We start from the raw sequence: 26,238 nt of genomic DNA on the forward strand, positions 1-26,238 counted from the left end.
TAATATATATTTATTCAAAAGTGCTAAAAAGGATTGATTTGTTTGTACATCGTATTTATTTAATTCAAAATATTTCATACTTATGATTGCGAGCATTAAATTGCGGAAAATTACGCCTTCAATGAAAATAATACTATTACCGCTTGTTCTTTGCTTTCTGGCAGTGTCTTCCTTCGCTCAAAATTTTACTTATGGACAGCCACTTTATGATGATCTTGAATTTGATAGAAATAAAATAGATAGTAATGCCAATGCTGTTGTACTTAAAGAGTTTGGAACAACTTCTATTCAAATCGATGATATAACCGGCCACCTGGAGCTTATTTTTGAATACCATACCAAAATTAAAATCTACAATAAAAATGGTTTCGATGCTGCTAATATTGTTATACCAACTTACAAAGATGATGCCCGCGAAGAGACGATAAGGGATTTGAAAGCTTCTACATTTAACTACGTTAACGGAAATTTTGTAGAAACTGTTATGGATAATAAGGCTGTTTTTGTGGAGAATAAATCAAAATATACAAAGCTAACTAAGTTCACCCTTCCAAATTTAAAGGAAGGCTCCATCATCGAATATACCTACAAGTTAAAATCTCCAAGACTGTTCAACTTTAAAACGTGGGAGTTTCAATCCAATCTCCCTAAAGTATCGAGCGAATACTTGGTGTACATTCCCGGAATCTACAATTATAATGTATCATTAAGAGGTTATTTAAAACTTACCGATCAGAAATCTGAAATCTCAAAAGAGTGTTTACGGATTAATGGAGCAAATATAGATTGCTCCAAAATCAGTTATCTGATAAAAAATGTGCCTGCATTTGTAGAAGAAGATAACATGACAGCGCCAAGCAACTTCAAATCAGCTATTTACTTTGAATTATCAGACTTTACGAATCCCAACGGAGGGAAAACCTCTTATACCAAAAGTTGGAAAGACGTAGATTATGAACTGACCTCTGATAAATCTTTCGGTGCGCAAATGAAACGAAAGGATCTTTACAAAGACCTTATTGCAGGTATTATTAAGGATGCACCTGATGATTTGCAAAAAGCAAAATCAATCTTTGCTTACATTAAAAAGAAAATTAAATGGAATAACTATTACGGTATTTTCGCTGAAGAAAGTATAAAAAAATCGCTTGAGACCAGGTCTGGTAATATCGCAGATATTAATTTCAATCTTATTGCGGCGCTATCGGCAGCTAACCTGGATGTTGAAGCCGTAATCTTATCAACGAGAGAAAATGGAACTATTAATAAATTATATCCTATTATTTCTGATTTTAATTACGTGGTAGCAAAGGTAAATATTGGAGATAAAAGTTATCTCCTGGATGCTTCGGAGCCACTTCTTCCCTTCGGTTTGTTGCCTCTGAGGTGTATAAATGACCAGGGAAGAGTAATTAACTTAAAAAAGGCATCATACTGGATAGATTTGAAAGCGAGCCAAAAAGCGGTTACGAGCTACGTCTTATTTGGGAAGTTAAACCGTGATGGCAAGTTAACAGGAACACTTACCACCCATAGCCAGGGCTATTCTGCCTTTAACAGGCGAAGAGAGATTAAAAAATATGGATCGGCAGAAGAATACGTCGAAAAAATAGATGAACGCCTGCCGAGGATCAAAATTCTGCACCAGACAATCAGTAATATCGACAGTATCGAAAATGCCCTCACAGAAGTGTTTGAAGTTGAATTTACGGTAAATGACGGGTCCAATAATAATCAATTTTACATGAGTCCGTTTTTTATTAATGCCATAACCAAAAATCCATTCAACTTAAATGAAAGAACCTATCCTGTTGACCTTGGTTCAGCAACTGATGAGCGAATTTCTATAAACATCACTTTACCCGAGAAATATGAGTTATTGGAGAAACCTAAAAACTTAGCAATAGGCTTACCAAATTCGGGCGGGAAATACCTGCTTAATACAACCTTAGAGGATAATATATTATCATTTAACCAGGTTCTACAATTTAACAATGCCATTTATGAGCCTGAATTGTATCTGTATCTGAAAGAGTTTTACAGCAAAATTATTCAAAATCAGAAAAGTGAATATTTACTCAAAAAGGTAAACTAAATGAAAGTCATTGTTACAATTATCTCCATTTTATGGGCAACTTTTGCATTCGCACAGGTAAATTACGATACTGACTTGATCTCACCTCAGCTTCGAAGCAGGGCAAATTCCTGTATTAGAAACGAAGAAATTATAGTAGATATGAGGGCGCCAGATAATGTGATCCGTTTGCAAAAAAAAGTGATTACCATTTTTAACGAGAATGGAGATGATGATGCCCGAATGGTTATTGCTTATGATAAAAATACCACTATAAAAGCTATTAAAGGCGAAATTTACAATGCAGCTGGTATACTAACCAGTAAGTTTAACCAGAATAATTTTTCTGATGTAAGTGCTGCCGATGGATTTTCTTTATTTATAGATAGCAGGTTAAAACTTTTCAGTCCATCGGTGAACCAATATCCGTACACTGTTGCTTATGAGATCGAAACCAGAAACAAACAAAATTTAATTATCAGAGACTGGATACCCGCTATGGAAAATAACATTTCTGTAGAAAAAAGTACTTATACGTTCATTAGTAAGCCCACTGATGAAGTTCGGATTAAAACGCAGCATTATAATGGCGAACCAATTGAAACCATTGATAAAAAACAGAAAAAGCAGGTATGGTCAATCACTAATCTTGCCGCAACCAGGGCAGAACCTTACAGCCCTGATCCGGAACTTTACGTCACCAAAGTACAAATTGCACCTCAACAGTTCTATTACTACGGCCATAAGGGAACTTATAATAATTGGCAGGATTTAGGAAAGTGGGTTTATGATGATTTACTAAAGGAGCGCATGGCGTTACCACCAGCTACTATCCAAACTATTAAAGATTTGGTTAAAGATGATATTAATGAGAAAGATAAAGCGCGAAAAATTTACAAATATTTACAGGAAAAAACGAGATATATCAGTGTACAGATTGGCATTGGCGGTTTCCAACCTGTTGCCGCGAGTGAGGTAGACCGTTTAGGTTATGGTGATTGCAAAGCATTGGTAAACTACATGCATAGCCTGCTGAAAGCGGCAGATATAGAGTCATACTACTGCGTTGTGGAAGCTGGTTCACTTAAAAGAAATGTTGATCCGGCTTTTGCCAGCATGGCGCAAGGCAACCATATCATTCTGTGCATGCCGCTTAAAGGCGATACCACCTGGCTGGAATGTACCAATCAAAAAATCCCTTTTGGTTTTCTAAGTGATTTTACTGATGACAGAACAGTGTTTGCCTGTACGGCAGCTGGTGGAAGACTAATAAGAACACCGAAACTTGGTACTCAAAATAATCTTCAGATTCGTAAAGCAGCATTAAGTATTAATAAGGATGGTAACGTAACAGGAAAAATTAATACGCTGTTTTCTGGTGCGCAATATGACAATCGTGAACCATTAATTGACCAATCACTGGCTGAACAACACAAACTGCTTAAAAAAGCTTATAACATTGATAATATTGATTTCACAACTGTAGGTTTTTCTCAAAAGAAAGAAATCAATCCACAACTTACCGAAGACCTTAGACTAAGCATTAGAAATTATGCGCCGATAAACGGTGATAAACTGTATTTACAATTGAATGCCTTCAACATTCAGCCTACTATACTGGAATTAAATAACCGGGTTTTACCTGTATACATTAATCGCGGATTCATTGATGAAGACACAATTGAATTTGATTTACCGGAAAATATTAAAACGGAGTTGGTTATGATAGAAGATAAAAACTTCAGTAATACATTTGGGAAATATACAAGAAGGGTAAGCAAGGAAGGCACAAAGCTAACCTACTACAGGAAAATGATATTGAATGATGGTACATTCGCACCAGAAAAATATGCTGAATTTTCTAAATTTATCAACGACGTTAGCATGGCTGATCATTTAAAGTTAATCTTTAACTTAAAATAATAATCCCGATGCCAATTCCGATAATCATTATTAAATACATTAAAATTTCAGTTGATGCAAAGCGTTTATATTTTGTCCAGAAAGAATAATCGTGTTCTTGATTTGGCATACTACAAGTTTTAGAAAACCAAAAATAGCTAAATTTGACTAATTATCAGGTCGATATTTTGTAATCTGTTTTGCCATTCCCTTAAAGAGCACCAAATGGAATGGCCACATGGTATACCAATATATCCTACCCCATAAACCCCGAGGTCTAAATGTTGCAATCTGGGATAAATAAGCCTTTCCATGGAAATCAAATAATTTCAATTCCAGCCAGGCCTCTCCCGGCACTTTCATTTCAGCGTAAAGTAACAACCGCTTATTTTTTTTATCAGCCAGTAAAACGCGCCAGAAATCTAAAACATCTCCAGCCTGCAGGTCTGTGTTGCTGGTTCTTCCACGTCTTGTACCTACACCTCCGAACATTTTATCTAAAAAACCTCTTAATTGCCAAAGCCAGTCTAGATAGTACCACCCTCTGTTTCCACCAATACTCCAAATGTTTTCAAAAACTTCTTCCGCCTTGCGGTCAAATTGCATCTTTACCTTATATTCTAAGGTGCCGTTCTGCGGAACTTTAATCTGATCCATAAAATCCGTTTGCAGGTATCCCCTGTTCAGCGCATCCTTCCAACTGGAAACAATAGAATTCTGATCAATTTTCTCGAACGCCAGGTGTAAAGATTCGGCATAGGTTAAACACTTCCTGGGTACAACTTCCTGGATACGGTTATCTTTGCAAACCACTTCGTTTTTCATACTATCTACCAGGCTCCTCGCTAGAGAATAAGGAACCGGAGTAATCATATTGAGCCAGAGCGATGATAACCTGGGCGTTAATACCGGAACCGTAATAATCCATCGTTTGAGTTCCCTTTCTTTAGCGTAACCCAATAGCATGTTTCGGTAAGACAAAACATCAGGCCCACCAATATCAAAAGTTTCATTATAGGCTTTATCGTTATTTAATACGCCAATTAAATAGGCCAGAACATCTCTTATTCCAATAGGTTGACAAAGCGTTTTCACCCATTTTGGGGCCACCATTACAGGTATTTTCTCGGTAAGGTCTCGTATAATTTCAAATGAGGCGCTTCCAGAACCTATAATGATTGCAGCTCTCAAAATGGTACAGGAAATGTTCGAAGATTTTAATTCGTCTTCTACCGCTAACCTGGAGCCCAAATGTTTAGATAAATGCTCATCATTTGCAATTCCGGTTAGATAAATAATTTGTTTGCAATGTGTATTCCGGATTACAGCAGAAAAATTCTCAGAAGATTTTCGTTCCAAATCCGAAAATCCCTCGTCGCTGGATGACATGGAATGCACCAGATAGTAGGCTGCTTCTATATCCTCAGGAATCTCTGACAATGAATCCGGGTTTAATAAATCTCCAGAAATTATAGTAACTCTGGACGCAGAGTCTGCACTTGAGATAAATCTTCTTTTATCTCGCACCATACAAACCACCTCATGATTTTCTTCTAAAAGTAAGGGTAGTAATCTTGTACCGATGTATCCATTGGCTCCTGTTAATAAAATTTTCATTAGGAAGTTATTTAATGATCAACAGTTATTGGGCTGCTTTGTTACAAATTCTCCAATACATTTTTTTTGAACTATTATTTGTATTCGATAGGCTTAAGTCACGGAAAAGTAAAACACTTTGTAATTATACATATACAAATTGTGGTCACACAACAATTCTCTTTATCTTTCGTATTAGTTTTAAAATCACCAAATATTCCTTAATGAGAAGAAGAACCTTAGGCATTGCTACGATTTTTTTGATGGGTATGAGCATTGTCGGTACAAGTTGGAAAGCCGTGGAGCAACCAACATTCAAACAAGAAACAACTATTCAATCTACTAAAGACAGTACTTACAGTCGATACGTATCTGAAATTTATTGTGCCGCTAAACTGGATTCTGCTGGATTAAGTGAGACCGTTTTTGAAAAAGCGTTAACAGGTTTTTATAATTTGAGGTATTCAGGATTATCGCAGTCAAAATCTATCCTTACCGTCGCAGATTTTGATCAGGAGAGTTGTAAAAAACGCCTTTATATTATTGATTTGGAGAATAATAAGTTGTTGCTGAATACCTGGGTGGCTCACGGACACAACAGTGGTGGAGATAAACCTTCTTTTTTTTCTAATCAACCGAATTCAAATCAAAGCAGCCTGGGCTTCTATGTTACAGGTGAGATTTACTATGGCAAACATGGCAGATCATTAAAGTTAGATGGTATGGATTTAGGCTTTAATGATAAAGCAAGAGAACGGGCAATTGTGCTGCATGGTGCCAACTATGTTAGCCAGGTAACAATTAACCAATTAGGCAGGCTAGGCAGAAGTCAAGGTTGCCCTGCGGTTTCATCTAAACTTTCAGACGAGATTATCAAAACAATAGCTGGCGGTACCGTTTTATTCATCAACGGCTCCGACCAAAATTATAATTCACAATTTCTAAATGAAACGCTGGCTGCAAGTATGGTTTCTAACCAACAGCAAGTCTTTGCAAGCAAGACTAATTAACTTATATTAACTACAACGAAATAAATATTTAAACACATATGTTGTAAATAATTTACTACTTTAGTGATCAGCAAATCACTCTATTTTTATACATCCCGGTCTATACCTGATTATGAAAATATTGTATTATTTGCTGATATTCCTATCAGTTTCCCACGTTTATGCACAGAATAACCTTGGCCCAAGACTCTCGTCCATGGCTGACAATGGTGCAGCAGTTGTTGATTTATGGTCGTTGCAAGCAAATCCTGCAGGAATTGCTTTTCTTGATCACTCGGCAATCTCCTTAAATTATATCAGGCATCTGTTAAGTACCGAAATCAGTACCCAGGGTGTAGTTGGTGTGCTTGCTTTTGGTAGAGATTATCTCGGTGCAAGTTTTCAGCGTTATGGCTTCTCTGCCTATAATGAAAGTAAAGTTGCTTTTACTTATTCCAAAAGATTTGGAGAGGACTTTTCATTGGCGCTAAATGCCAACTATCACCAGTTACGAATTACCAGCTATGGTTCGGCGAAGGGTTTTTCAATCGATGTCGGCATTTTCTATCGTTTAAATAAAAGTTTCAGCATCGGTGCATTCACAAACAATCCATCCCGGCAGAAATTCAATACCGATTTTGTGGCGGCAAAAATTCCTACATCATTTAATATTGGTGGCAGCTATCATCCTACGGATAAAGTGTTGATAGCCACAACGGTTTCGAAGTTTCTGGATCAATCAATAGATTTTAAACTTGGCCTGGAATACAATGTTTTTGATTTGTTAAGTATCAGGGGTGGTTTAAGCGCAAAACCATTCAAACAGCATTTTGGCTTCGGACTGAATTATAAAAACTTCGTGATGGATATGGCAACAACTTACGATGTTAATCTAGGGTATGCACCTCAAGTTGCAATTGGATATGCGTTTTAAATTCCTCTCTGTATTTTTTGTGGTGATTGGATTCATTGCAAATGCGCAAACCCCGGAGCAAAAACTTGAACTTAAAGATATTTTGGAAAGTGTGGCTGAAAATTTACCTGACGACTATGATATTACGGAGTTGATTGACATCTTGAACCGATATAAAAAACATCCTATCAATCTCAATAAAACAATACCGGAAGAATTAAAAACCCTAATATTCCTCTCTCCCCTACAGATAAGTAATTTTTTCATCCGAATTAAAGAAAGTGGAAACCTCGCCGACGTTTTAGAACTGCAAACAATTGATGGGTTTGATACAAAAACCGTTCAAAGCCTTTTGCCATTTGTAACGCTTAATGGAAATACGGAATATGAAAAATTAACCTGGGGAAATCTGCTTAATCAAGGGGAAAATGACCTAATGATCCGTGTTGCTCGAATACTAGAAAAGCAAAAAGGCTTTCGGGATCTGCCTGGAAACCGCTATATGGGTTCACAGGAGCGTTTTCAAACCCGATATCGCTATAATTATGGCACCATAGTTTCGGCCGCAATTACATTGGATAAGGATGCCGGAGAGAAATTTATCGGTAAACCATTCGATTTTTATTCTGGAAATATCACATTTGCTAAGTTAGGCAAAATCAAAAAGTTGGTAGTGGGAGACTTCACCATGCAATTTGGTCAGGGTTTAACATTATGGTCTGGATTTTCTTTTGGTAAAGGTCCCGATGTAACTAGCGTAGCAAAGAAAGATTTGGGCCTGCGTCCTTATAATTCGACTAACGAATACTCCTTCTTCAGAGGTATATCTTCAACAATCAATTTATATAAAAATCTCGATTTCACTCCATTTGTATCATTTCGAAAATTAGATGCAAGCCAGGATTTAGATGTTAATGGAAATTTAGTTCAATCGACGATAAATCAAACGGGGTTACACAGAACCCCAGCTGAAATTAGTAATGACAGTAGCTTAAGTCAGCAGGTTTACGGAGGCGTTTTACAATATTCAAAAGATGAGTTTGTAGTTGGAGGAATTGCTTATCAGAACAGATACAAAAGTAGCTTTATCACACAAACTGCGCTATATGATCAGTTTAGCTTCACAGGTAAGTCGTTAACTAATTTCGGTCTCTATTATAATTATACTTATAAAAATATTTATTTCTACGGTGAGGGCAGCAAAAGCATGCCTGGTGGCTCTGCCTATCTTAATGGATTGTTAATCAGCTTATCCCCTACAGTTTCTGCAGCTATTACCTATAGAAATTATGCCAAAAACTACCATAATTTTTTCAATCAGGCCGTTTCTGAATCAAGTGAACCTGTTAACGAAAAAGCATGGTATGCCGGACTAAACATTAATCCAAATAAGCGGTGGGCATTTTCTTTTTATGGCGATTATTTCCAGTTCCCGTGGCTTAAATTTAGAGTTGATGCACCCTCAGCGGGTTATGAAATTTTAAGTCAGGTAGTTTATACACCTAATAAAATTTTCAAAATGCTAGTTCGCTTCAAAACAGAGAATAAGCAACAAAATACAGATTTAGACCATCCAATCAAATTTATAGATGATGTAAAAAAAGAGGGTTACAGAATTGAATCCAATTGGCATGCCAATCAAAAGTGGCAGTTTCAGCATCGGATAGAAATATCTCAATACCAAAAAGGCGAAGCAAAGGCGGAATTTGGTTATTTAATTTATCAGGATATAGACTATTCACCCTTATTCTCAAAAATTACTGGTAACCTACGGATTGCCTATTTTAACACCCCCAGTTATAACAGCCGGATATACGCTTATGAAGATGACGTATTATATAGTTTTGCCTTTGGAATGTATAGTGGCAAAGGATTTAGAACCTATCTAAATCTTAAATACAATCTTGCTAAAAAATTAAATATCTGGACCAGGTACGCTGTCTTTTATTATAAGGATGTAAAGACTGTTGGCACCTATCTGGATGAGATTGAAGGGAATAAAAAATCAGAGATAAAAATTCAATTACGGTATCAGTTTTAAATGATGTTCAAAGAAGAATATGTTTTCGTTAGGATTTTGATACCTTTCGCTGCCGGAATTGCAATTTTTTATTTCTTACCTGAAGATAATATCATATCCGTTATCAGTTCAATTGTTATTTTTTTATTTCTGGTAATCTTAACTGTTAATTTTTATTATAAAAAATTGAATGCTTATAGATTTAAAGGCCTTATTGGTATTTTAATCTATTTGCTATGTTTCTTTTTAGGCGGCATGGTCTGCCTTACAAACAATGAAAAGTTTAGCACCTATTATTTCACAAAAAATAAAGTTGAATACATAAAAATTTGGGTGAATGATGATCCGATAAAAACCAATGGTATCTTAAGATTTAAAGCTAAAGTTGTTGCTGGTTATAAGCGAGCCAAAAAAATAAAATTAAGTGGACAAATACTTATTGCCGCAAAAATAGATAGCATTAATCCTTTAAAACTGGAGTATGGAGATGAATTAGTTATTGTAGCTAAACATTTAGCCATAGAACCTCCTTATAATCCTGCAGAATTTAACTTTAAACATTGGTTAGCACTACAAAACATTTACGAACAGGCATTTATTGCTCAAAACCAGTTGTTTAAAACAAATCGAAATCTTGGAAATCCGCTTTTAAAATATGCACTAGAATTAAGAGCGAAACAAGTAACTCAATATCGGAAACTCATTCAGAATGACGAGGCTTTCGCTGTGGCTTCCACACTTATATTAGGCTACCGGGCTGATCTTTCGAAAGAAACTTTGGCTTCATATTCTAAAACAGGAACTATTCATGCCCTTTCTGTATCCGGAAGCCATGTAGCGATTATCTTTTTTATTCTCGATTTTCTATTAATGTCTTTAGATAGAAAAAGGTCATTTAAGGTACTGAAGTTTATCCTTATCTGCCTTTTAATCTGGTTTTACGCCTTAATTACCGGTTTATCACCCTCGGTAGTTCGCTCAGCTATCATGATTACCATTTTTATCACGGCTAAAACATTTGCTAAAAATAAAAATGGCTACAATACCCTGGCGTGTGCAGCTTTTTGTCAATTGGTTTATAATCCTTATTTGATCTGGGATGTTGGATTTCAACTTTCTTATCTTTCGGTTTTAGGACTTATTTTTCTTCAACCAAAAATCTATAAATGGCTGTATATTGAAAACAAATGGATAAATAAGGTATGGGAACTGATCGCACTTTCCATCGCAGCACAAATTGCTACCTTTCCACTCTGTATTTATTATTTTCATCAATTTCCTGTTTATTTTCTTTTAGGGAATTTATTTATTTCCCTCCCGTTAATCCTCATTCTCATTTTAGGGATCGGCGTTCTCATTCCACCTATAAATCAACTTTCACCAGTATTAGAGTGGATAATTGTTTTCACAAACCAAGTTTTGAAATGGATTGGTGATTTGCCTTATGCTACCTTTTCGTCCATCTGGATCAACCTACCAGAATTAATTCTACTGAGCATTTCTTTGGTATCTTTTGTATTTGCCATGACTAAATACAGTAAACGGTTGCTATTTCTATCGCTTTCCTGCTTTATTATCTATCAATTAATGATCGTCTACTATAGTTGGGAATTTGCCAATCAAAAGAAAATCATCTTTTTTACCCTTCGAAAAAACTATGCCGTGGCTTTTATTCAAGGTAACCAAACGATATTATTAACAGACCTAAATACGAGAGATCAAACCTTTCAATTTTTCATTAAACCGGCATTGGATCAGGCACAAGTGGATATCATTAAAATGATTAATCTTCAAAAAAACATGCTGGAAATGCCAAATTTCATTTTTAAAGAAAAGCAGATCATATTCGATCAATACAAAATCCTGATTATTGATGGTTCATATAATAATAAAAGATTGGCCGCCAAAGGAAAGTTTAATGCAATTTGGTTTACTGACAATACAAAATTTAAAATAGAAAAACTTCCGAAGGAGATTGAATATCAAAACATCATCATCGATGCCACAAATAAAGATTACAAGATTGACTGGTTTAAAAAATTCGCTCGAAATAATAAGGTTCCTGTTCAAATTTTAAAGAAAAATCCTGCATATTTGATTCGATTAACCGAATAATATGAAATCATCATAGGCAAACCGCTCAAAACGGCGATAAATATGCTGATGATAACGTCATTACTTTTTAAAAGAACAACTATAACCAATGGAAAACCTGGTTTTATACAGCGTGAAGGAAAGAATCGCTACGATAACCATAAACCGGCCCGAAAAGCGTAATGCATTAAATCCAGCATTGATTGAGGCACTTATAGAAGCTTTTTTTCAAGCTGAAGAGGATGAGCTAGTTAAGGTTATTGTACTAAATTCTAATGGAGGTACGTTTAGTGCAGGCGCAGATTTAGAATATTTACAGCAGCTTCAAAATAACAACTTTGAAGAGAACGTAGCAGATTCAAATCGCTTAAAAAAGCTTTTCACTACAATTTATTACTTGCCTAAAATTGTAATTGCCCAGGTAGAGGGACATGCCATTGCTGGTGGCTGTGGTCTGGCAACAATTTGCGACATCATTTTTGCAACGCCAGAGAGTAGCTTTGGTTATACAGAAGTTAAAATCGGATTTGTACCGGCGATTGTTTCCTGTTTTTTAATGCAAAAGGTTAACGAAACCATAGCCAGAGAAATTTTGTTAACAGGAAAAACTTTCCCGGCAGAACAGGCATTGAAATATAACCTGATAAATTTTGTAACAAAATCATCAGAAATAAATCAAAAGGTTGAAGAATTTGCTTTAAGTTTGTGTAAAGAGACTTCGGGGAACTCGTTAATGATTACAAAACAACTTATTAGTCAAACCACGAAGCCACTTTTAGAAAAAACTTTGGAAACTGCTGTTCAAATTAATGCACGCGTTCGCGAAAGCGACGACTTTAAAAAAGGCATTGCAGCATTTCTAAAAAAAGAAAAAATTAACTGGTAAATAACTAAACTGAAATAAAAACATGTTCAAATCAATTAAAACAAGTGTTGTAGCCTTTATATTAGTAGGTACAGCGGTAATTGCACACGCTCAAAAGAAAATAACGGAGGGTACCCTTACTTACGGACTGGAATATAAATTAACAGATGAGCAAAAATCTGCACTGGGCGGTCAGGAACCACCTGCAGAGTTAAAGGTTAAATTTAACAATGGCCTTACTAAAATTGAAATGGAACAAGGACCAGCAATGATTGGAATCGTTTCTGATAACAATGATAAAACGGGTTTACTTTTAATCGATGTGCCAATTGCACAAAAACAATTTGCTGTTAAACAATCTAAAGAAGACGTGGCAAAAGTAATGGGTGATTTACCTAAATACTCTGATTTCAAAGCTACTGGCGAGAAACAAACTGTTGGTGGTTTTGGTGCAGAAAAATATACTTTTAAAGATGATAAAGGTGGTGCTCATGAGCTTTGGGCAACTAAAGAAGTAGATTTACCAAATGTTGGTTCACAAAATTACTTTCCAGGTTTAGCTGCTTTCCCTGTAAAATATACTTTAGTGCAGAGAGGTATCGAAACCACTACTACACTTAAATCTATTGCAGAAGGTAAAGTTGGTGCAATTTCTAAAGATGTTCCAGCTGGTTACGAAGTAGTTACCATGGAAGATATTGCTAAAATGCAAGGTGGTGGTGAATAATTAACCACATTCTATTAATATAAGGCTTTTTAACAGCCGGCTTTTTATTTAAATTAGCCGAAAAGTTAAAAAGCTTTTTTTATGACCAAAATTTTATGATTAAAAACTTACTATTCAAATTATCTCTTCTTTCCATCATTGTTTTTAATGCATTTGCTTTAAAAGCACAAGGCATAAACTGGGCAAAAGATGGAAACTCTTATTATCAAATCTCTAATGGAGAAATTATTTCGGTTGCGCTTCCGAAAAATGATAAGAAAACAATAATTACAAGAGCCTTATTAACACCAGCAGGAAAAAGTAATGCAATTGCGGTACGCAGTTTTCAATTTTCTGCCGATGGTACTAAAGCTTTAATTTATACCAACAGTAAAAAAGTTTGGCGTTACGATACCCGTGGCGATTACTGGTTAGCAGATTTAACCAGCAATAAAATTATTCAAATCGGAAAAGACAAACCTGCTTCCTCTTTAATGTTTGCCAAAATTTCACCCGATGGAACAAAAGTAGCTTATGTAAGTAAACATAATTTATACTTCGAAAATGTTGATGGAACAGGTACCAAAGCATTAACAACAGATGGGACTGATCGAATGATTAATGGAACTTTTGACTGGGTTTACGAAGAAGAGTTTGATTGTCGTGATGGTTTTAGATGGAGCCCGGATAGCAAGACAATCGCTTACTGGCAAATAGATGCTACAAAAATTAAGAACTTCTTAATGATCAACAATACTGATTCTATCTATCCTTACACAATCCCTGTAGAATACCCTAAAGTTGGAGAAAATCCATCTGCCTGCAAAGTAGGCGTGGTAGATATTGCATCAGCTAAAACAAACTGGCTAAATGTTCCCGGCGATAATATTCAGCATTATATTCCCAGAATGCAATGGGTGCCGAACAGCAATGAAATTATTTTACAGCAGTTAAATCGTGAGCAGAATGAAAGTAAGGTCTTTATTTGCGACGCGAATTCTGGTGCGGCAAAAGCAGTTTATTCTGAAACGGCCAAAGCCTGGATTGATGCACAGCATGAATGGAAATGGTTAACAGATAATAAAGAGTTTACGCTTCTATCTGATAAAGATGGTTGGAACCACTTATATAGAATGAGTCGCGATGGTAAAAAACAAACCTTGATTACCAAAGGGAATTATGATGTGATTGATGTAAAATTAATAGATGAAAAAAATAATTATGTTTATTTTATCGCTTCGCCAACCAATGCAACACAAAAGTATCTATTCAAAACAAAATTGGATGGCAAAGGTAAATTGGAGCAGGTAACACCTTCAATTCTTCCGGGAACACATAATTATGATATCTCTCCCAATGCAGCATTTGCGCGTCATACTTATAATAGTTCAATAATAAAACCTATTTCAGAGTGGATGAATTTTACAACTGGCAATCCGTTTACAATGGATGGCAGCATTACCACACAGTTGTCTAAACAAGAAACGGTAAAAAATAAGGTAGAGTTTTTCAAAGTAACTACAGAAGATGGTGTGGAGTTAGATGGCTGGATGAAGAAACCTGATAACTTCAATCCTGATAAGAAATATCCGGTTGTATTTTATGTTTATGGAGAGCCAGGTTCACAAACCGCTGCTGATACTTACGGTGCAGGTAGCAATAGTTTATATGCCGGAGATATGGCCAAAGATGGTTACATCTATATTTCAATGGATAACCGTGGTACACCTGTTCCGAAAGGTGCAGTGTGGCGTAAAAGCATTTATAAAAATATTGGTGTGCTAAATGTTCGAGATCAGGCAATGGCAGCGAAAAAGCTATTGGCAACTAATGCTTTTATGGATAAAGACCGTGTTGCAGTTTGGGGCTGGAGCGGTGGCGGTTCATCGACCTTAAACCTGATGTTCCAATACCCTGAAATTTACAAAACCGGAATTGCTATCGCTGCAGTAGGGAACCAGTTAACTTATGATAACATTTATCAAGAACGTTATATGGGTACACCGTTTCCAAGTAAAGAGGCCTATATTAAAGGCTCCCCTATTACTTACGCCAAGAACTTAAAAGGAAACTTATTATACATTCACGGTACAGGTGATGATAATGTGCATTACCAGAATGCAGAAATGTTAATTAATGAATTAATTAAAAACAAAAAAGTTTTTCAATTGATGAGTTATCCAAATCGTACCCATAGCATCTCTGAAGGCGAAGGTACCAGCGAGCATTTATCACTTACCTACACCAAGTTTTTAAGGGAAAATTGTGCTCCTGGAGCAAGATAGGATACTTTAAATTTGTAAAGCACTTTTAGCGGGGAATCGGTTTCGATAGCCCCGCTTTTCATTTCAATCTTTTTCAACCTTGCAGGTTACTGAAAAAGTATTTCCATTTCAATCAGGTTTAAGAAGCAAAATTATTACGTCTATTTGAGTGTGTATAGCGAAATGCTTAGGTTAAATTCTATAGCTAATTATTTAATAATGCCTGCTATGAGTAATGAAACAACTATTGCAATCCCAAAACTAAGTAAGGTTCCTATAAGTACATATTCCGTTAATTTTAAGTCGTGTGCTTCTTTTAAATCTCCAAACCTAAAAATAGATTTCGCACCTAACAGAAAGCCTACAGCTTCAAAATGATTAGTTAAAATAAAGACAAAGATTAATGACCGCTCTAAAATTCCAATATATTTTCCGGCATTCTGCAATGATTTAGGGCTTTCATCATCACTTTCCGGTAACCACTTCGCAATAATAACCTTCATAATGATAGATGTAGGCATCGTCAGAAACAAAACTCCTGAAATTAAAATCCAGGTTTTAATTTCGCTTAAATAACTGCTATCTAAATATCCATCATAAAAGATATGCCAGATCAGTACAATAGAACAGAAGTGTAAAACCTGATCAGCAAAAAATAAAATCCTGGCATTCTTTTTAGTCTGAAATATAGATTTTAAGGCATCAATTACCAAATGAATTATACCAATACCTAATGCTACTTTCCACACACTAAAACTTAGAAAAACCAAAAATATTAACGCTACATGAACGAGCACATGTAAATAAAGTTTACCTGACTTAAGTTTCTTATTTTCTTTGTCTTTTACCCAGGAACCAGGCTGAAGAAAAAAATCTCCTATTAAATGAGCCAGTATAAGTTTGATTAAAATGATATCCATTATTTAGGGAATATTTGGTTCAATTTTTTACGAAATAATTTATCCATATCCATTAGTTCAGAATAATGAGCCCGCTTTAGTGCCTCACTTACAGAGGATTGAGTTCTTCCAGAAATAGCAGCTAGTTCACTCTGCAATAAATTTTCATGCTCCAAAGCAAGCTTAACCATTTCTGCCGCTACAATTCCCCAGCTATCCATCGTAATTAATGCAAGTCTGATCATTACATTAATCTCTTCATCAAATTCCGGAAAATCAGTTTTGATAGCCAAATTAACTTTCGCTTGTTTTAAACTATCAAAGGCCCCCCCAGAGTGTACAAAAGCATCTCCATCAGATTCAGAAAGCTTTTTCCGTTTGCTTTTAACTGCTCCAATACCTATTCCCATTCTCACATCAGCTGGTTTATTAACCCTGATACATGCCTTTAAATAAGCAGCAGTTTTAACGGCACTTTCTGGTTCAACCTCTACCTGAAAACTATCACCCCTATAAATCTCCCACTTACTATTCTGTGTTGAAACTACTTTTAACGCAGTTTTTAAATCAGCTAACCAACTATCTTTTACCTTTCTCGAGCCTACAATATCGCCTGTTATAATGCAAATCATATCACTAATATATTCTTAAATATTTGATTATACAAAATTATCGGGTAATTACCCGATAATCTTATATATCGGGTAATTACCCGATATATAAGATTATCGGCTAATTACCCGATATTAAGACAAAACTTAAAGCCTGATTTGTTGTTTAGTATTCATGGCATTAATCGAATTTACCAAAAGAGGCATTTATTGTAAACAAGGTGACTTTTATGTAGACCCTTGGTGGCCGGTAGATTATGCCGTAACTACACATGGCCATAGCGATCATGTTCGATTCGGCAATAAGTACTATTTATGCCATACACTCACCAAACCCATAATTAAGCGCCGCATAAGTGAAGATCTAAATGTAGAAACATTAAACTATGGCGAAAGTATTGTTCGAAATGGGGTAAATATCTCGTTTTATCCCGCTGGTCACATCATTGGTTCTGCACAGGTTCGTTTAGAATACCAAGGTGAAATATGTGTTATATCTGGTGATTATAAGATAGAAGATGATGGCATTAGCGATGTATTTGAACCCGTTAAATGTCACTCTTTTGTATCTGAAAGTACTTTTGGTTTACCTGTTTATAAATGGCAGAAACAAGATATTGTTTTTAACGGGATTAAAAATTGGATTAGTGATAATATCGAAGCACAAAAAACAAGTATATTAATTGCTTATAGCCTGGGGAAAGCGCAACGATTAATTAAGAACCTCGCTGGTGATGTCCCTATTTACGTTCACAATAGCATTGCAAACTTAAATGAAGTAATTATTGATGCAGGCGTTAATTTGCCGGAAACCATCCGCATTACACCAGAAACAACAAAAGACGAATTACAGAAAGGGATTGTAATTGTTCCTCCAGCCATGAGAGACAGCCGTTGGATTAAAAACTTATCACACCCGGTAACCGGAATTTGCTCAGGTTGGATGCAGGTTCGTGCACACCGCCGATGGCAAAGTGCGGATGCTGGTTTTGCCTTAAGCGATCATGCAGACTGGCCTGGATTAATGGATGCTATTACAGCAACGGGTGCAGAAAAGGTTTATGTAACACACGGTTTCACGGCCGCATTTAGTCGGTTTTTAAATGATAGTGGTATTGAATCAGAAGAAGTAATGACCAAATTTGGCCAGGAAGATGACGAAGAAAATAAAGTGGATTTAGCTGAGCAAAACGATAACAAATAAAGTATGAAACGTTTCGCTAGATTAATTCAAAAACTCGAACAGAGCAATAAAACCAACGACAAAATCGCTGCGTTAGTAGATTATTTTAACTATGCAGATGATAAAGATAAAATTTGGGTGATTGCACTTTTTACAGGTAAAAAGCCAAAACGCCCCATCAAATCTACCCTGTTAAAATACTGGGCAATTGATATTACGCAGACACCCGAATGGTTATTTTCTGAAAGCTACTCCAACGTAGGCGATTTAAGTGAAACTATTGCCTTGCTCCTGCCACCTGCCGAAAACACTTCAGATTTACAATTACATAAATGGATTGAAGAGTTACACGATTTGGAGGGAAAAGATGATGAAACAAAAAAAGAATTTATTTTAAATGCCTGGAATCAACTGGAAACACAGGAACGCTTCATCTTCAACAAACTCATTTCAGGGAATTTCAGAATCGGCGTTTCTAATAAAATGCTTGTTAATGCTTTGGCTAAGCAAAGTAGTTTAGAGAGTGCTCAAATCATGCATAGCATTATGGGTAAGTGGAATCCCTACGAAATTACTTTTCATGAGCTCATTAACGGTGTTCACGTTAATACAGATAATTCCTGGCCTTACCCCTTTTGCCTAGCCTATGCGTTGGAACAAGAACCAGAAAAGTTAGGCGATATTTCTGAATGGCAGGCCGAATGGAAATGGGACGGTATCCGTGGGCAGATTGTTAAAAGAAATGGTGAGCTTTTTATCTGGAGCCGTGGAGAAGAGCTGGTAACTGAACAATTCCCTGAGCTACATTTCTTAATTGATGTTTTACCTGATGGTGTTGTAATCGACGGAGAAATCCTGGCGGTACAAGATAAACAGGTACTATCTTTCAGTACGCTACAACAACGTTTAAACCGCAAAACAATCAATAAAAAACAATTAGAAGATGCACCAATTGGCTTCTTTGTTTATGACATTCTGGAGTTTGAAACCCAAGATTTCCGTGAACACCCTTTAAATGAAAGAAGAGCAATCTTAGATCAGCTGATAGGGGATTTAGAAGAAAGTGCTGTTATTCTTTCTCCTGTAATTAAGTGCAAGACCTGGGAAGAATTGGCCGAATTAAGAAAAACCTCCCGCTCAATTAACAGCGAGGGGATTATGCTTAAAAAATTAAGTTCTCATTATCACAGCGGCAGAAAACGAGGTGATTGGTGGAAATGGAAAATCAATCCTTATACCGTAGATGCAGTAATGATTTATGCACAGAAAGGTAGCGGCAGAAGGGCAAACTTCTTTACAGATTATACTTTTGCTGTTCGTGATGGAGAAAATTTAGTCACCATTGCAAAGGCCTATTCCGGATTAACAGATAAAGAAATTAAAGAAGTAAACTCATTTGTAACTAAAAATGCCATCGAAAAGTTTGGGCCGGTACGTACCGTAAAACCAGAATTGGTTTTCGAAATTGCATTTGAAGGAATTGCAGAAAGTAAAAGACACAAAGCCGGACTTGCCCTTCGGTTTCCACGTATTTTACGTTGGCGGAAAGATAAAAAGGCAGAAGAGATTAATACATTGGAAGATTTAAGGCAGCTGTTGGAATCTACGTTCTAGAGTTCATTCTAAACAAGCGTATAATATTAGTCATTTAGCGATCGCAACAAGATTACTTCCAGCTTAACGATAAATAATATTAAAATAACTAATCACTTCCCCATCTTAAACATGGATCAAACCAAAACCAAAGGATATAAAAAGATAAAAACCTGGCTAAAATCGAATAAGCGTAAGCCCTTTCAGTTTCAGGAGGATGCCTGGCAGTACTATCTGAATGGTTACAGTGGCTTGGTAAATGCGCCAACTGGATTTGGCAAAACGTTTTCTTTGTTTTTGGCAGTGGTTATTGAGGCATTAAATGCATCTGAAATAAATAGCAAAAAAGCAAAAGATCGCTTACAACTCATTTGGATTACACCGCTTCGATCATTAGCTAAAGATGTAGCCAGAGCCATGAGAGAAACTTTACTCGAACTGGATTTAGACTGGCATGTAGGGGTAAGAAATGGCGACACCTCTCAAGCGGAAAAAGTTCAGCAGAAAAAATCAATGCCTGAGATTCTGCTGATTACACCCGAAAGCTTGCATTTACTTTTAGCACAAAAAGGCGCTTCAATATTATTCAAAAACTTAAAATGTATTGTTGCAGATGAATGGCATGAGCTTTTAGGGAGTAAACGTGGGGTATTGGTTGAGCTTGCCATATCCCGAATTAAAGGCTTACAAAAACTAGAGAAAAACCAATTTTTAAGAGTTTGGGGAATCTCTGCAACTATTGGAAATATTGAAGAAGCACTAGATGTTTTAGAACCTAACCTGGAAGCAAAACGTATAATCGTTAAAGCAGATTTAGAAAAGAAAATCATTATCAAATCTATAATACCTGATGACATTGAAACCCTGCCTTGGGCTGGGCACCTGGGGTTGAAGCTGGCCTACAAATTACTACCCATTATTGAGAAAAGTAAAACAACCTTAATTTTCATAAATACCCGGGGTCAGTCTGAGATGTGGTATCAACACCTTCTAAACCTGGAACCAAAACTCGCAGGTAGAATTGCCATACACCATGGCTCTATTGATTTCGAACTCCGGAACTGGATTGAAGATGCATTGCATACGGGGCAACTAAAAGCGGTAATAGCCACTTCTTCCTTAGATTTAGGCGTAGATTTTAAACCTGTAGATACAGTGGTGCAGGTAGGATCTCCAAAAGGGGTTGCCCGATTCTTGCAACGTGCGGGTCGATCGGGTCACTCACCACATGAGGTATCCAAAATCTATTTTCTACCTACACATGCGCTAGAATTAGTGGAAGCAGCCGCAATTAAGGAAGCAGCTAAAAACAATAATATAGAAAGTCGCGAACCCTTTATCATGGTATTCGATACCTTGGTTCAATACCTGGTTACGTTGGCCATCGGAGATGGTTTTGATGATAAAATCATATATGAAGAAATCAAGAATACCCATGCCTTTAAACTAATTTTACCAGAAGAATGGTCATGGGTAATGCAGTTTATTACTTCAGGTGGTGACAGCTTAGGTGCTTATAATGAGTTTAAAAAAGTTACAAAAGATGAAGACGGGCTTTGGAAAGTTAAAAGCCGGCAGTTGGCCATGCGTCATCGCTTACACATCGGTACCATTGTAAGCGATGCCATGTTAAAAGTCAAATTTCTATCGGGCGGTTACATTGGAATGGTTGAAGAATACTTCGTAACCCGCTTAAAAGCTGGTGATAATTTTCGCCTGGCCGGACGAGTGTTGGAATTTGTACATGTAAAAGACATGACTGTTATCGTGAGAAATAGTAAGCAGAAAAATGCAATCTCCCCCAGTTGGAATGGAGGTAGACTACCGCTATCATCCAATCTCGGGTCTGTTTTACGAAAGAAATATAATGAAGCGTTAGATAAAACCCATCAGGATGAAGAATTAGATTCGGTTTATCCACTATTCTTATTACAGGAAAAGCGTTCGCATGTGCCACGAAACGATGAATTATTGATTGAATTAATTAATAACAAAGAAGGTTTTCATCTTTTCGCCTACCCTTTTGAGGGAAGATTGGTTCACGAAGTGTTAGCTGCATTGGTCGCTTACCGCTTAAGTAAATTATTACCCATTAGTTTTTCTATTGCCATGAACGATTACGGCTTTGAACTACTAAGCGAAACTGAAATCCCAATGGATGAATCTATTGCGTACGATGTTTTTTCGCCTAAAAATTTAACTGAAGATATTACTTTAAGTATCAATTCAACAGAGATGGCTCGAAGGAAGTTTCGTGATATTGCCTGTATCTCAGGTTTGGTTTTTCAGGGTTATCCGGGTAAATACGTAGCTAATAAACACCTCCAGTCATCTGCAGGTTTATTTTTTAATGTTTTTAGTGATTACGATAAACATAATTTACTTTTGCGCCAGGCCTACGATGAGGTGTTTTACCAGCAGCTGGAAGAACCAAGATTAGCAGCTGCTTTGGATCGAATCCAGAATGGAGCAATTATAATTACTAATCCGGAGCGCTTTACCCCACTATCTTTTCCAATTAAAGTAGATAGTTTAAGGGAGAACATGAGTTCGGAAGAATTGGAACAAAGAATTGCCAGAATGAAAGCGGAATCGGAGAAAATATAATAAGTATTTTGTCCTGGGCCAGACAGGCTTTTTTCTTTCCATAACAAAAGAAACAAAATTGCCAGCTGAAAAATTCTTGCATTAAAGTAAGTGAGTAAGCGTTGCATCTGCTCTCTCAAACATTTGTTAGGCCGGTTTAAAGTAGAACGAAGATTTTCTACTCAGGCTTAGCTGGGTGGAATGCAACACTAAAAAAACAAATAAATTAATGACCATAACAAGCCACGGGGAAGAACTGATTTTAGACAAAGAGAGGGCTTTATACTTACCGAAACATCAACTTTTAGCCATCAGCGATTTGCATTTAGGTAAATCTGCTCACTTTAGGCAAGCAGGTGTTCAGGTGCCATCCACCATTGCACAAAGTGATTTACATCGTTTGGGTTTACTCATTGAAAAATATAAACCAGAAACCTTATTGATCAATGGCGATATGTTTCATCATGGTTTAAATACCGATATTGATGATTTTTCCATATGGCAAAAACAATATCAAAGTCTGAATTTCCTGTTGGTTAAAGGAAATCATGATCGGCTGGCCTCTGCAGACTATGCGGCAATGCACATTGAAATCCATGAACCAAGCTTTTGTTTAGGTCCATTTTGTTTTATTCATGATGCGCCTCAAAATACCAAAGAAGAACTCTATCCCATTAGCGGCCATATCCATCCTGGGGTTACCATTGTTGGAAAAGCCAAGCAACGCCTAAAATTTCCTTGTTTCTATTTCGGTAATGAATATGCGGTTTTGCCCGCATTTAGCCTTTTTACAGGATTGTATAACATCTACCCAAAAACAAAAGAAAGAATTTTTGCAGTAACGCCCGGGAATGTTTTGGAAGTTTAGCGATTTGAATCTATAACCTGTTTTAGTTGCGATGCCTGCACCACGCCACTTTGTCTCCATAATTGTCTGCCGCTCTTAAATAGCATGAGTGTTGGCACACTTTGTACATGATAGGCTGATGCTGCAGCTGGATTTTTATCAATATCTACTTTTATAATCGCTACTCCATCGCCAACCTGACTTTTCAACTGCTCTAAAATCGGCTTCATCATTTTGCACGGGCCACACCACTCGGCAAAGAAATCAATTAGTACAGGTTTTTCACCGTTTATTAGTTCTGAAAACTTAGACATACATTTTATATTTATGATAGAACAATCAGTCTTCGCGATGGTTTGAAGTACCTGAGGCTAAATAAAAAATACGCCCATCCAAAATAAATGAATCAGCGCATAGATAACGAATTTATGAGCCTCAGCCCGTTTTTCTCCTAAATTTCTCGGTTATAATCCCAGGTCTCCAGATAATCAGCAACCCTACGAACAAACATGCCGCCTAAAGAACCATCTACAACTCTATGATCGTAAGACAGTGAAAGAAACATCATGTGGCGAATGGCAATCACGTCGCCATGTTCTGTTTCTAAAACAGCAGGCTTCTTTTTAATAGCACCCACAGCTAAAATAGCCACTTGGGGTTGGTTAATAATTGGCGTACCCATTACATTTCCAAAAGAACCTACATTTGTTAATGTAAAAGTTCCACCTTGTGTTTCATCTGGTTTTAATTTTGAGTTTCTGGCTCTTAAAGCCAAGTCATTTACGGCTTTGGTTAAACCAACCAGGTTTAGCTGATCTGCATTTCTAATTACCGGTACAATAAGATTACCGCTTGGTAGTGCAGCAGCCATTCCTATATTGATATCTCTTTTCTTAATGATTTGTGTTCCATTAACAGAAATATTAATCATTGGGAAATCCTTAATTGCTTTTGCTACAGCCTCTATAAAAATAGGTGTAAAAGTAATTTTTTCATTTTCACGCTTTTCGAAAGAATTCTTTACCTTATTACGCCAAAGTACCATATTGGTCACATCGGCCTCAACAAACGAGGTCACATGAGGAGAAGTCGTCTTACTCATCACCATGTGATCTGCAATGAGTTTTCGCATCCTATCCATTTCAATAATCTCATCACCCCCTGAAACTGAAGTCGTAGATGGTTTACTTGCACGAGGAGCATCCATTATAGGTGGCATGGGTTTCTCCGCTACCGGAGCAGAAACTGAAGCTGCTACAACTGATGGCGGGGCTTGAGTACCACCGCTTCTATTTGCAATATAATTTAATAAATCATCTTTATTTAAACGGCCATCAGCCCCTGATCCCTTAATGGCATCTAATTCTGAAATGGAGATATTTTCCTGGGAAGCAATACTCTTAACCAATGGAGAATAAAATCGCTCTGAAGTTGAAAAATCAGTAGGCGCAGCCACATTTTCTACAGGAAGCTGTGCAATACCTGGAATAGGTTCAGGCTTTTCTTCAGAAACAACAGGAGCAGTTTCTTCAACATTAGCATCTATTGATCCCTCAGTCTCTATAATGGCAATAATATCACCAACCTGTGCGACATCATTTTCTTGAAATAGTTGTTTAACCAATTTACCAGCAACAGGCGATGGCACTTCAGAGTCAACTTTATCAGTTGCAATCTCCAGAATAGTATCGTCTAAATCGATCGCATCACCAGGCTGTTTTACCCATTTAATTACCGTTGCTTCGGCAACGCTCTCACCCATTTTTGGTAATAATAATTCGTATTGAGCCATATTAAACTAAAGTATATTATATTGGTATTGTGACAAAAATACAGATTTTATTCTTTCAACTCGTCTTCTTTAAGTAGATTTAAAAGCATCGTTAAGGCTGATGCAGCAGAACGCTCAATATTTTGAATACGTTTGTTACTGAATGTAAACACTTTAGCTACCGTTTTATTTTTATTTGAAATGGCAATCCAAACAGTGCCCACTGGCTTATCATCTGTTCCACCATCTGGCCCAGCAATACCACTCACTGCAATCGCATAATCTGTTTTAAAATGTTTGATGGCACCTTCTGCCATTTCTTTTACCGTTTCCTCACTTACCGCGCCATATTGCGTAAGCGTATTTTCTTTAACACCTAAAATAGATTCTTTTAATGAGTAAGCATAAGCTACTGCACCGCCCCAAAAAACTGAAGAACAGCCTGGGTGCTGTGTAATTAAATGGGCAATATAGCCGCCAGTACAACTCTCTGCTGTAGATAGTGTTAATCCACGATCTTTCATCAGGTTCAAAATCGCTTTCTCAAACGGAATGTCTTCATCAACAACAACAAATTTTTCAATTTTTGATATGATTTGTTTTGCATAAACTTCAATCTCCTGGTTCAAAATTGCCTCATTATTCCCTTTAGCAGATAAGCGCAAACGCACCTGCCCTAATTTAGGTAAGTAAGCCAGTTTAATATGCTCCGGAAGGGTATCTTCAATTTCTTCAATCTCTTTGGCTAAAAAAGATTCTCCAATATTTGCAGTCAGAATGGTTTTATGAACGATTGAAGGTAAGGTAAACCTCGATTTAATTCTGGGCAAAATCTCGTCATCCATTAAATACATCATCTCAAATGGAACACCAGGCATAGAGACAAAAATTTTATTATTTTGCTCGAACCACATACATGGTGCTGTCCCGTTCTTGTTCACAATGACCTCGCAACCGTCAGGAACATCAGCCTGTTGAATATTAATGTCTATTAAAGGTCTGTTGTATTTTTTAAAGATGGAGGTGACCATTTCCAGCGCCCCTGCATCTCTGCGAAAACCCATATTAAAATACTTGGCCAGGGTCTTCTTCGTAATATCATCTTTTGTTGGGCCTAAACCTCCGGTAATCAGAATTAGATCGGCCCTTTCCTCTGCCTGCGCAAGTGAAGCCAGTATATGAGCTTCATCATCTGAAACCGATGTAATCTGCTTGACAGAAACACCGATTAGATTTAGCTGTTTAGCCATCCAGGCAGAATTGGTATCAACGATTTGGCCTATGAGTATTTCATCGCCAATAGTTATTATTTCAGCTAACATAAA

The 26,238-nt window shown here is 36.7% G+C and carries 20 protein-coding genes; 13 read left to right on the forward strand and 7 right to left on the reverse strand.

The genetic code is table 11. From position 1 onward, the window contains the following. Nucleotides 1–121 precede the first annotated feature (121 nt). Nucleotides 122–2,095: a DUF3857 domain-containing protein gene (locus tag SOM16_RS04395; RefSeq protein ID WP_320462780.1), complete on the forward strand. Its 1,974-nt coding sequence runs from the start codon at nt 122–124 to the stop codon at nt 2,093–2,095. After that, on the forward strand, nt 2,096–3,997 hold the full coding sequence (locus tag SOM16_RS04400) for a DUF3857 domain-containing transglutaminase family protein (RefSeq protein WP_320462781.1): 1,902 nt from the start codon (nt 2,096–2,098) through the stop codon (nt 3,995–3,997). Here SOM16_RS04400 and SOM16_RS04405 read toward each other — a convergent pair. Beyond that, the gene (locus SOM16_RS04405; RefSeq protein WP_280790409.1) at nt 3,984–4,106 is read right to left on the reverse strand and encodes a hypothetical protein; all 123 of its coding nucleotides are present in this window, start codon (nt 4,104–4,106) and stop codon (nt 3,984–3,986) included. The genes SOM16_RS04400 and SOM16_RS04405 overlap by 14 nt on opposite strands. Nucleotides 4,107–4,144: 38 nt before the next feature. Then, nucleotides 4,145–5,593: an SDR family oxidoreductase gene (locus SOM16_RS04410; protein WP_320462782.1), complete on the reverse strand. Its 1,449-nt coding sequence runs from the start codon at nt 5,591–5,593 to the stop codon at nt 4,145–4,147. A gap of 203 nt (nt 5,594–5,796) precedes the next feature. Between SOM16_RS04410 and SOM16_RS04415 the strand changes: the two genes are divergently transcribed. The 7 genes from SOM16_RS04415 to SOM16_RS04445 all read left to right on the forward strand — a co-directional run bounded on the left by SOM16_RS04415 (nt 5,797) and on the right by SOM16_RS04445 (nt 15,444). Beyond that, complete coding sequence (locus SOM16_RS04415) at nt 5,797–6,582, forward strand: murein L,D-transpeptidase catalytic domain family protein (RefSeq protein ID WP_320462783.1); 786 nt, start codon at nt 5,797–5,799, stop codon at nt 6,580–6,582. 112 nt (nt 6,583–6,694) lie between these two features. Further along, a complete protein-coding gene (locus SOM16_RS04420; protein WP_320462784.1) occupies nt 6,695–7,495 on the forward strand; it encodes a hypothetical protein in 801 nt (266 codons plus the stop codon). Further along, nucleotides 7,485–9,515, forward strand: coding sequence for a helix-hairpin-helix domain-containing protein (locus SOM16_RS04425; RefSeq protein WP_320462785.1), 2,031 nt, complete (start codon nt 7,485–7,487; stop codon nt 9,513–9,515). Before SOM16_RS04420 ends, SOM16_RS04425 begins: the two co-directional genes overlap by 11 nt. Then, nucleotides 9,516–11,609: a ComEC/Rec2 family competence protein gene (locus SOM16_RS04430; RefSeq protein ID WP_320462786.1), complete on the forward strand. Its 2,094-nt coding sequence runs from the start codon at nt 9,516–9,518 to the stop codon at nt 11,607–11,609. Between the two features lie 88 nt (nt 11,610–11,697). After that, on the forward strand, nt 11,698–12,474 hold the full coding sequence (locus SOM16_RS04435) for an enoyl-CoA hydratase/isomerase family protein (RefSeq protein WP_320462787.1): 777 nt from the start codon (nt 11,698–11,700) through the stop codon (nt 12,472–12,474). Nucleotides 12,475–12,496: 22 nt separating this feature from the next. After that, a complete protein-coding gene (locus tag SOM16_RS04440) occupies nt 12,497–13,180 on the forward strand; it encodes a hypothetical protein (RefSeq protein WP_320462788.1) in 684 nt (227 codons plus the stop codon). A gap of 95 nt (nt 13,181–13,275) precedes the next feature. Beyond that, on the forward strand, nt 13,276–15,444 hold the full coding sequence (locus tag SOM16_RS04445) for a S9 family peptidase (RefSeq protein ID WP_320462789.1): 2,169 nt from the start codon (nt 13,276–13,278) through the stop codon (nt 15,442–15,444). 188 nt (nt 15,445–15,632) lie between these two features. Here the strand turns inward: SOM16_RS04445 and SOM16_RS04450 are convergent, their stop codons facing one another. Both SOM16_RS04450 and SOM16_RS04455 read right to left on the reverse strand, forming a co-directional pair. Beyond that, a complete protein-coding gene (locus SOM16_RS04450; RefSeq protein WP_320462790.1) occupies nt 15,633–16,343 on the reverse strand; it encodes a DUF3307 domain-containing protein in 711 nt (236 codons plus the stop codon). Continuing rightward, on the reverse strand, nt 16,343–16,954 hold the full coding sequence (locus SOM16_RS04455) for a SatD family protein (RefSeq protein WP_320462791.1): 612 nt from the start codon (nt 16,952–16,954) through the stop codon (nt 16,343–16,345). Before SOM16_RS04455 ends, SOM16_RS04450 begins: the two co-directional genes overlap by 1 nt. A gap of 154 nt (nt 16,955–17,108) precedes the next feature. Here SOM16_RS04455 and SOM16_RS04460 point away from each other — a divergent pair, with 154 nt between their 5' ends. From SOM16_RS04460 to pdeM, 4 genes are all read left to right on the forward strand, one after another. Then, nucleotides 17,109–18,137: a ligase-associated DNA damage response exonuclease gene (locus tag SOM16_RS04460; RefSeq protein ID WP_320462792.1), complete on the forward strand. Its 1,029-nt coding sequence runs from the start codon at nt 17,109–17,111 to the stop codon at nt 18,135–18,137. A 3-nt stretch (nt 18,138–18,140) separates the two neighbouring features. Continuing rightward, nucleotides 18,141–19,730 (forward strand): ATP-dependent DNA ligase, encoded by a 1,590-nt coding sequence (locus tag SOM16_RS04465; RefSeq protein WP_320462793.1) that lies wholly within the window; start codon nt 18,141–18,143, stop codon nt 19,728–19,730. A gap of 111 nt (nt 19,731–19,841) precedes the next feature. After that, nucleotides 19,842–22,316, forward strand: coding sequence for a ligase-associated DNA damage response DEXH box helicase (locus SOM16_RS04470; protein WP_320462794.1), 2,475 nt, complete (start codon nt 19,842–19,844; stop codon nt 22,314–22,316). A 208-nt stretch (nt 22,317–22,524) separates the two neighbouring features. Next, a complete protein-coding gene (pdeM, locus tag SOM16_RS04475; RefSeq protein WP_320462795.1) occupies nt 22,525–23,163 on the forward strand; it encodes a ligase-associated DNA damage response endonuclease PdeM in 639 nt (212 codons plus the stop codon). Here the strand turns inward: pdeM and trxA are convergent. The 3 genes from trxA to SOM16_RS04490 all read right to left on the reverse strand — a co-directional run bounded on the left by trxA (nt 23,160) and on the right by SOM16_RS04490 (nt 26,235). Continuing rightward, the gene (gene trxA / locus SOM16_RS04480; protein WP_320462796.1) at nt 23,160–23,456 is read right to left on the reverse strand and encodes a thioredoxin; all 297 of its coding nucleotides are present in this window, start codon (nt 23,454–23,456) and stop codon (nt 23,160–23,162) included. The genes pdeM and trxA overlap by 4 nt on opposite strands. A gap of 137 nt (nt 23,457–23,593) precedes the next feature. Beyond that, nucleotides 23,594–24,934 (reverse strand): dihydrolipoamide acetyltransferase family protein, encoded by a 1,341-nt coding sequence (locus tag SOM16_RS04485; protein ID WP_320462797.1) that lies wholly within the window; start codon nt 24,932–24,934, stop codon nt 23,594–23,596. Nucleotides 24,935–24,981: 47 nt separating this feature from the next. Then, on the reverse strand, nt 24,982–26,235 hold the full coding sequence (locus tag SOM16_RS04490; RefSeq protein WP_320462798.1) for a competence/damage-inducible protein A: 1,254 nt from the start codon (nt 26,233–26,235) through the stop codon (nt 24,982–24,984). Between the last annotated feature and the right edge of the window lie 3 nt (nt 26,236–26,238).

The organism is Pedobacter sp. CFBP9032, from assembly GCF_034045265.1.
In the GTDB taxonomy this organism is placed as follows: Bacteria; Bacteroidota; Bacteroidia; order Sphingobacteriales; family Sphingobacteriaceae; genus Pedobacter.

Bases quoted from the DNA above. Each gene is read 5' to 3' on its own strand.
- SOM16_RS04440 (WP_320462788.1), top strand. From the start codon at position 12,497: ATGTTCAAATCAATTAAAACAAGTGTTGTAGCCTTTATATTAGTAGGT.
- SOM16_RS04445 (WP_320462789.1), top strand. From the start codon at position 13,276: ATGATTAAAAACTTACTATTCAAATTATCTCTTCTTTCCATCATTGTT.
- SOM16_RS04430 (WP_320462786.1), top strand. From the start codon at position 9,516: ATGATGTTCAAAGAAGAATATGTTTTCGTTAGGATTTTGATACCTTTC.
- SOM16_RS04415 (WP_320462783.1), top strand. From the start codon at position 5,797: ATGAGAAGAAGAACCTTAGGCATTGCTACGATTTTTTTGATGGGTATG.
- SOM16_RS04490 (WP_320462798.1), bottom strand. From the start codon at position 26,235: ATGTTAGCTGAAATAATAACTATTGGCGATGAAATACTCATAGGCCAA.
- SOM16_RS04455 (WP_320462791.1), bottom strand. From the start codon at position 16,954: ATGATTTGCATTATAACAGGCGATATTGTAGGCTCGAGAAAGGTAAAA.
- SOM16_RS04400 (WP_320462781.1), top strand. From the start codon at position 2,096: ATGAAAGTCATTGTTACAATTATCTCCATTTTATGGGCAACTTTTGCA.
- SOM16_RS04420 (WP_320462784.1), top strand. From the start codon at position 6,695: ATGAAAATATTGTATTATTTGCTGATATTCCTATCAGTTTCCCACGTT.
- SOM16_RS04425 (WP_320462785.1), top strand. From the start codon at position 7,485: ATGCGTTTTAAATTCCTCTCTGTATTTTTTGTGGTGATTGGATTCATT.
- SOM16_RS04470 (WP_320462794.1), top strand. From the start codon at position 19,842: ATGGATCAAACCAAAACCAAAGGATATAAAAAGATAAAAACCTGGCTA.
- SOM16_RS04460 (WP_320462792.1), top strand. From the start codon at position 17,109: ATGGCATTAATCGAATTTACCAAAAGAGGCATTTATTGTAAACAAGGT.
- SOM16_RS04435 (WP_320462787.1), top strand. From the start codon at position 11,698: ATGGAAAACCTGGTTTTATACAGCGTGAAGGAAAGAATCGCTACGATA.
- SOM16_RS04450 (WP_320462790.1), bottom strand. From the start codon at position 16,343: ATGGATATCATTTTAATCAAACTTATACTGGCTCATTTAATAGGAGAT.
- SOM16_RS04485 (WP_320462797.1), bottom strand. From the start codon at position 24,934: ATGGCTCAATACGAATTATTATTACCAAAAATGGGTGAGAGCGTTGCC.
- pdeM (WP_320462795.1), top strand. From the start codon at position 22,525: ATGACCATAACAAGCCACGGGGAAGAACTGATTTTAGACAAAGAGAGG.
- SOM16_RS04410 (WP_320462782.1), bottom strand. From the start codon at position 5,593: ATGAAAATTTTATTAACAGGAGCCAATGGATACATCGGTACAAGATTA.
- SOM16_RS04405 (WP_280790409.1), bottom strand. From the start codon at position 4,106: ATGCCAAATCAAGAACACGATTATTCTTTCTGGACAAAATATAAACGC.
- SOM16_RS04465 (WP_320462793.1), top strand. From the start codon at position 18,141: ATGAAACGTTTCGCTAGATTAATTCAAAAACTCGAACAGAGCAATAAA.
- trxA (WP_320462796.1), bottom strand. From the start codon at position 23,456: ATGTCTAAGTTTTCAGAACTAATAAACGGTGAAAAACCTGTACTAATT.
- SOM16_RS04395 (WP_320462780.1), top strand. From the start codon at position 122: ATGAAAATAATACTATTACCGCTTGTTCTTTGCTTTCTGGCAGTGTCT.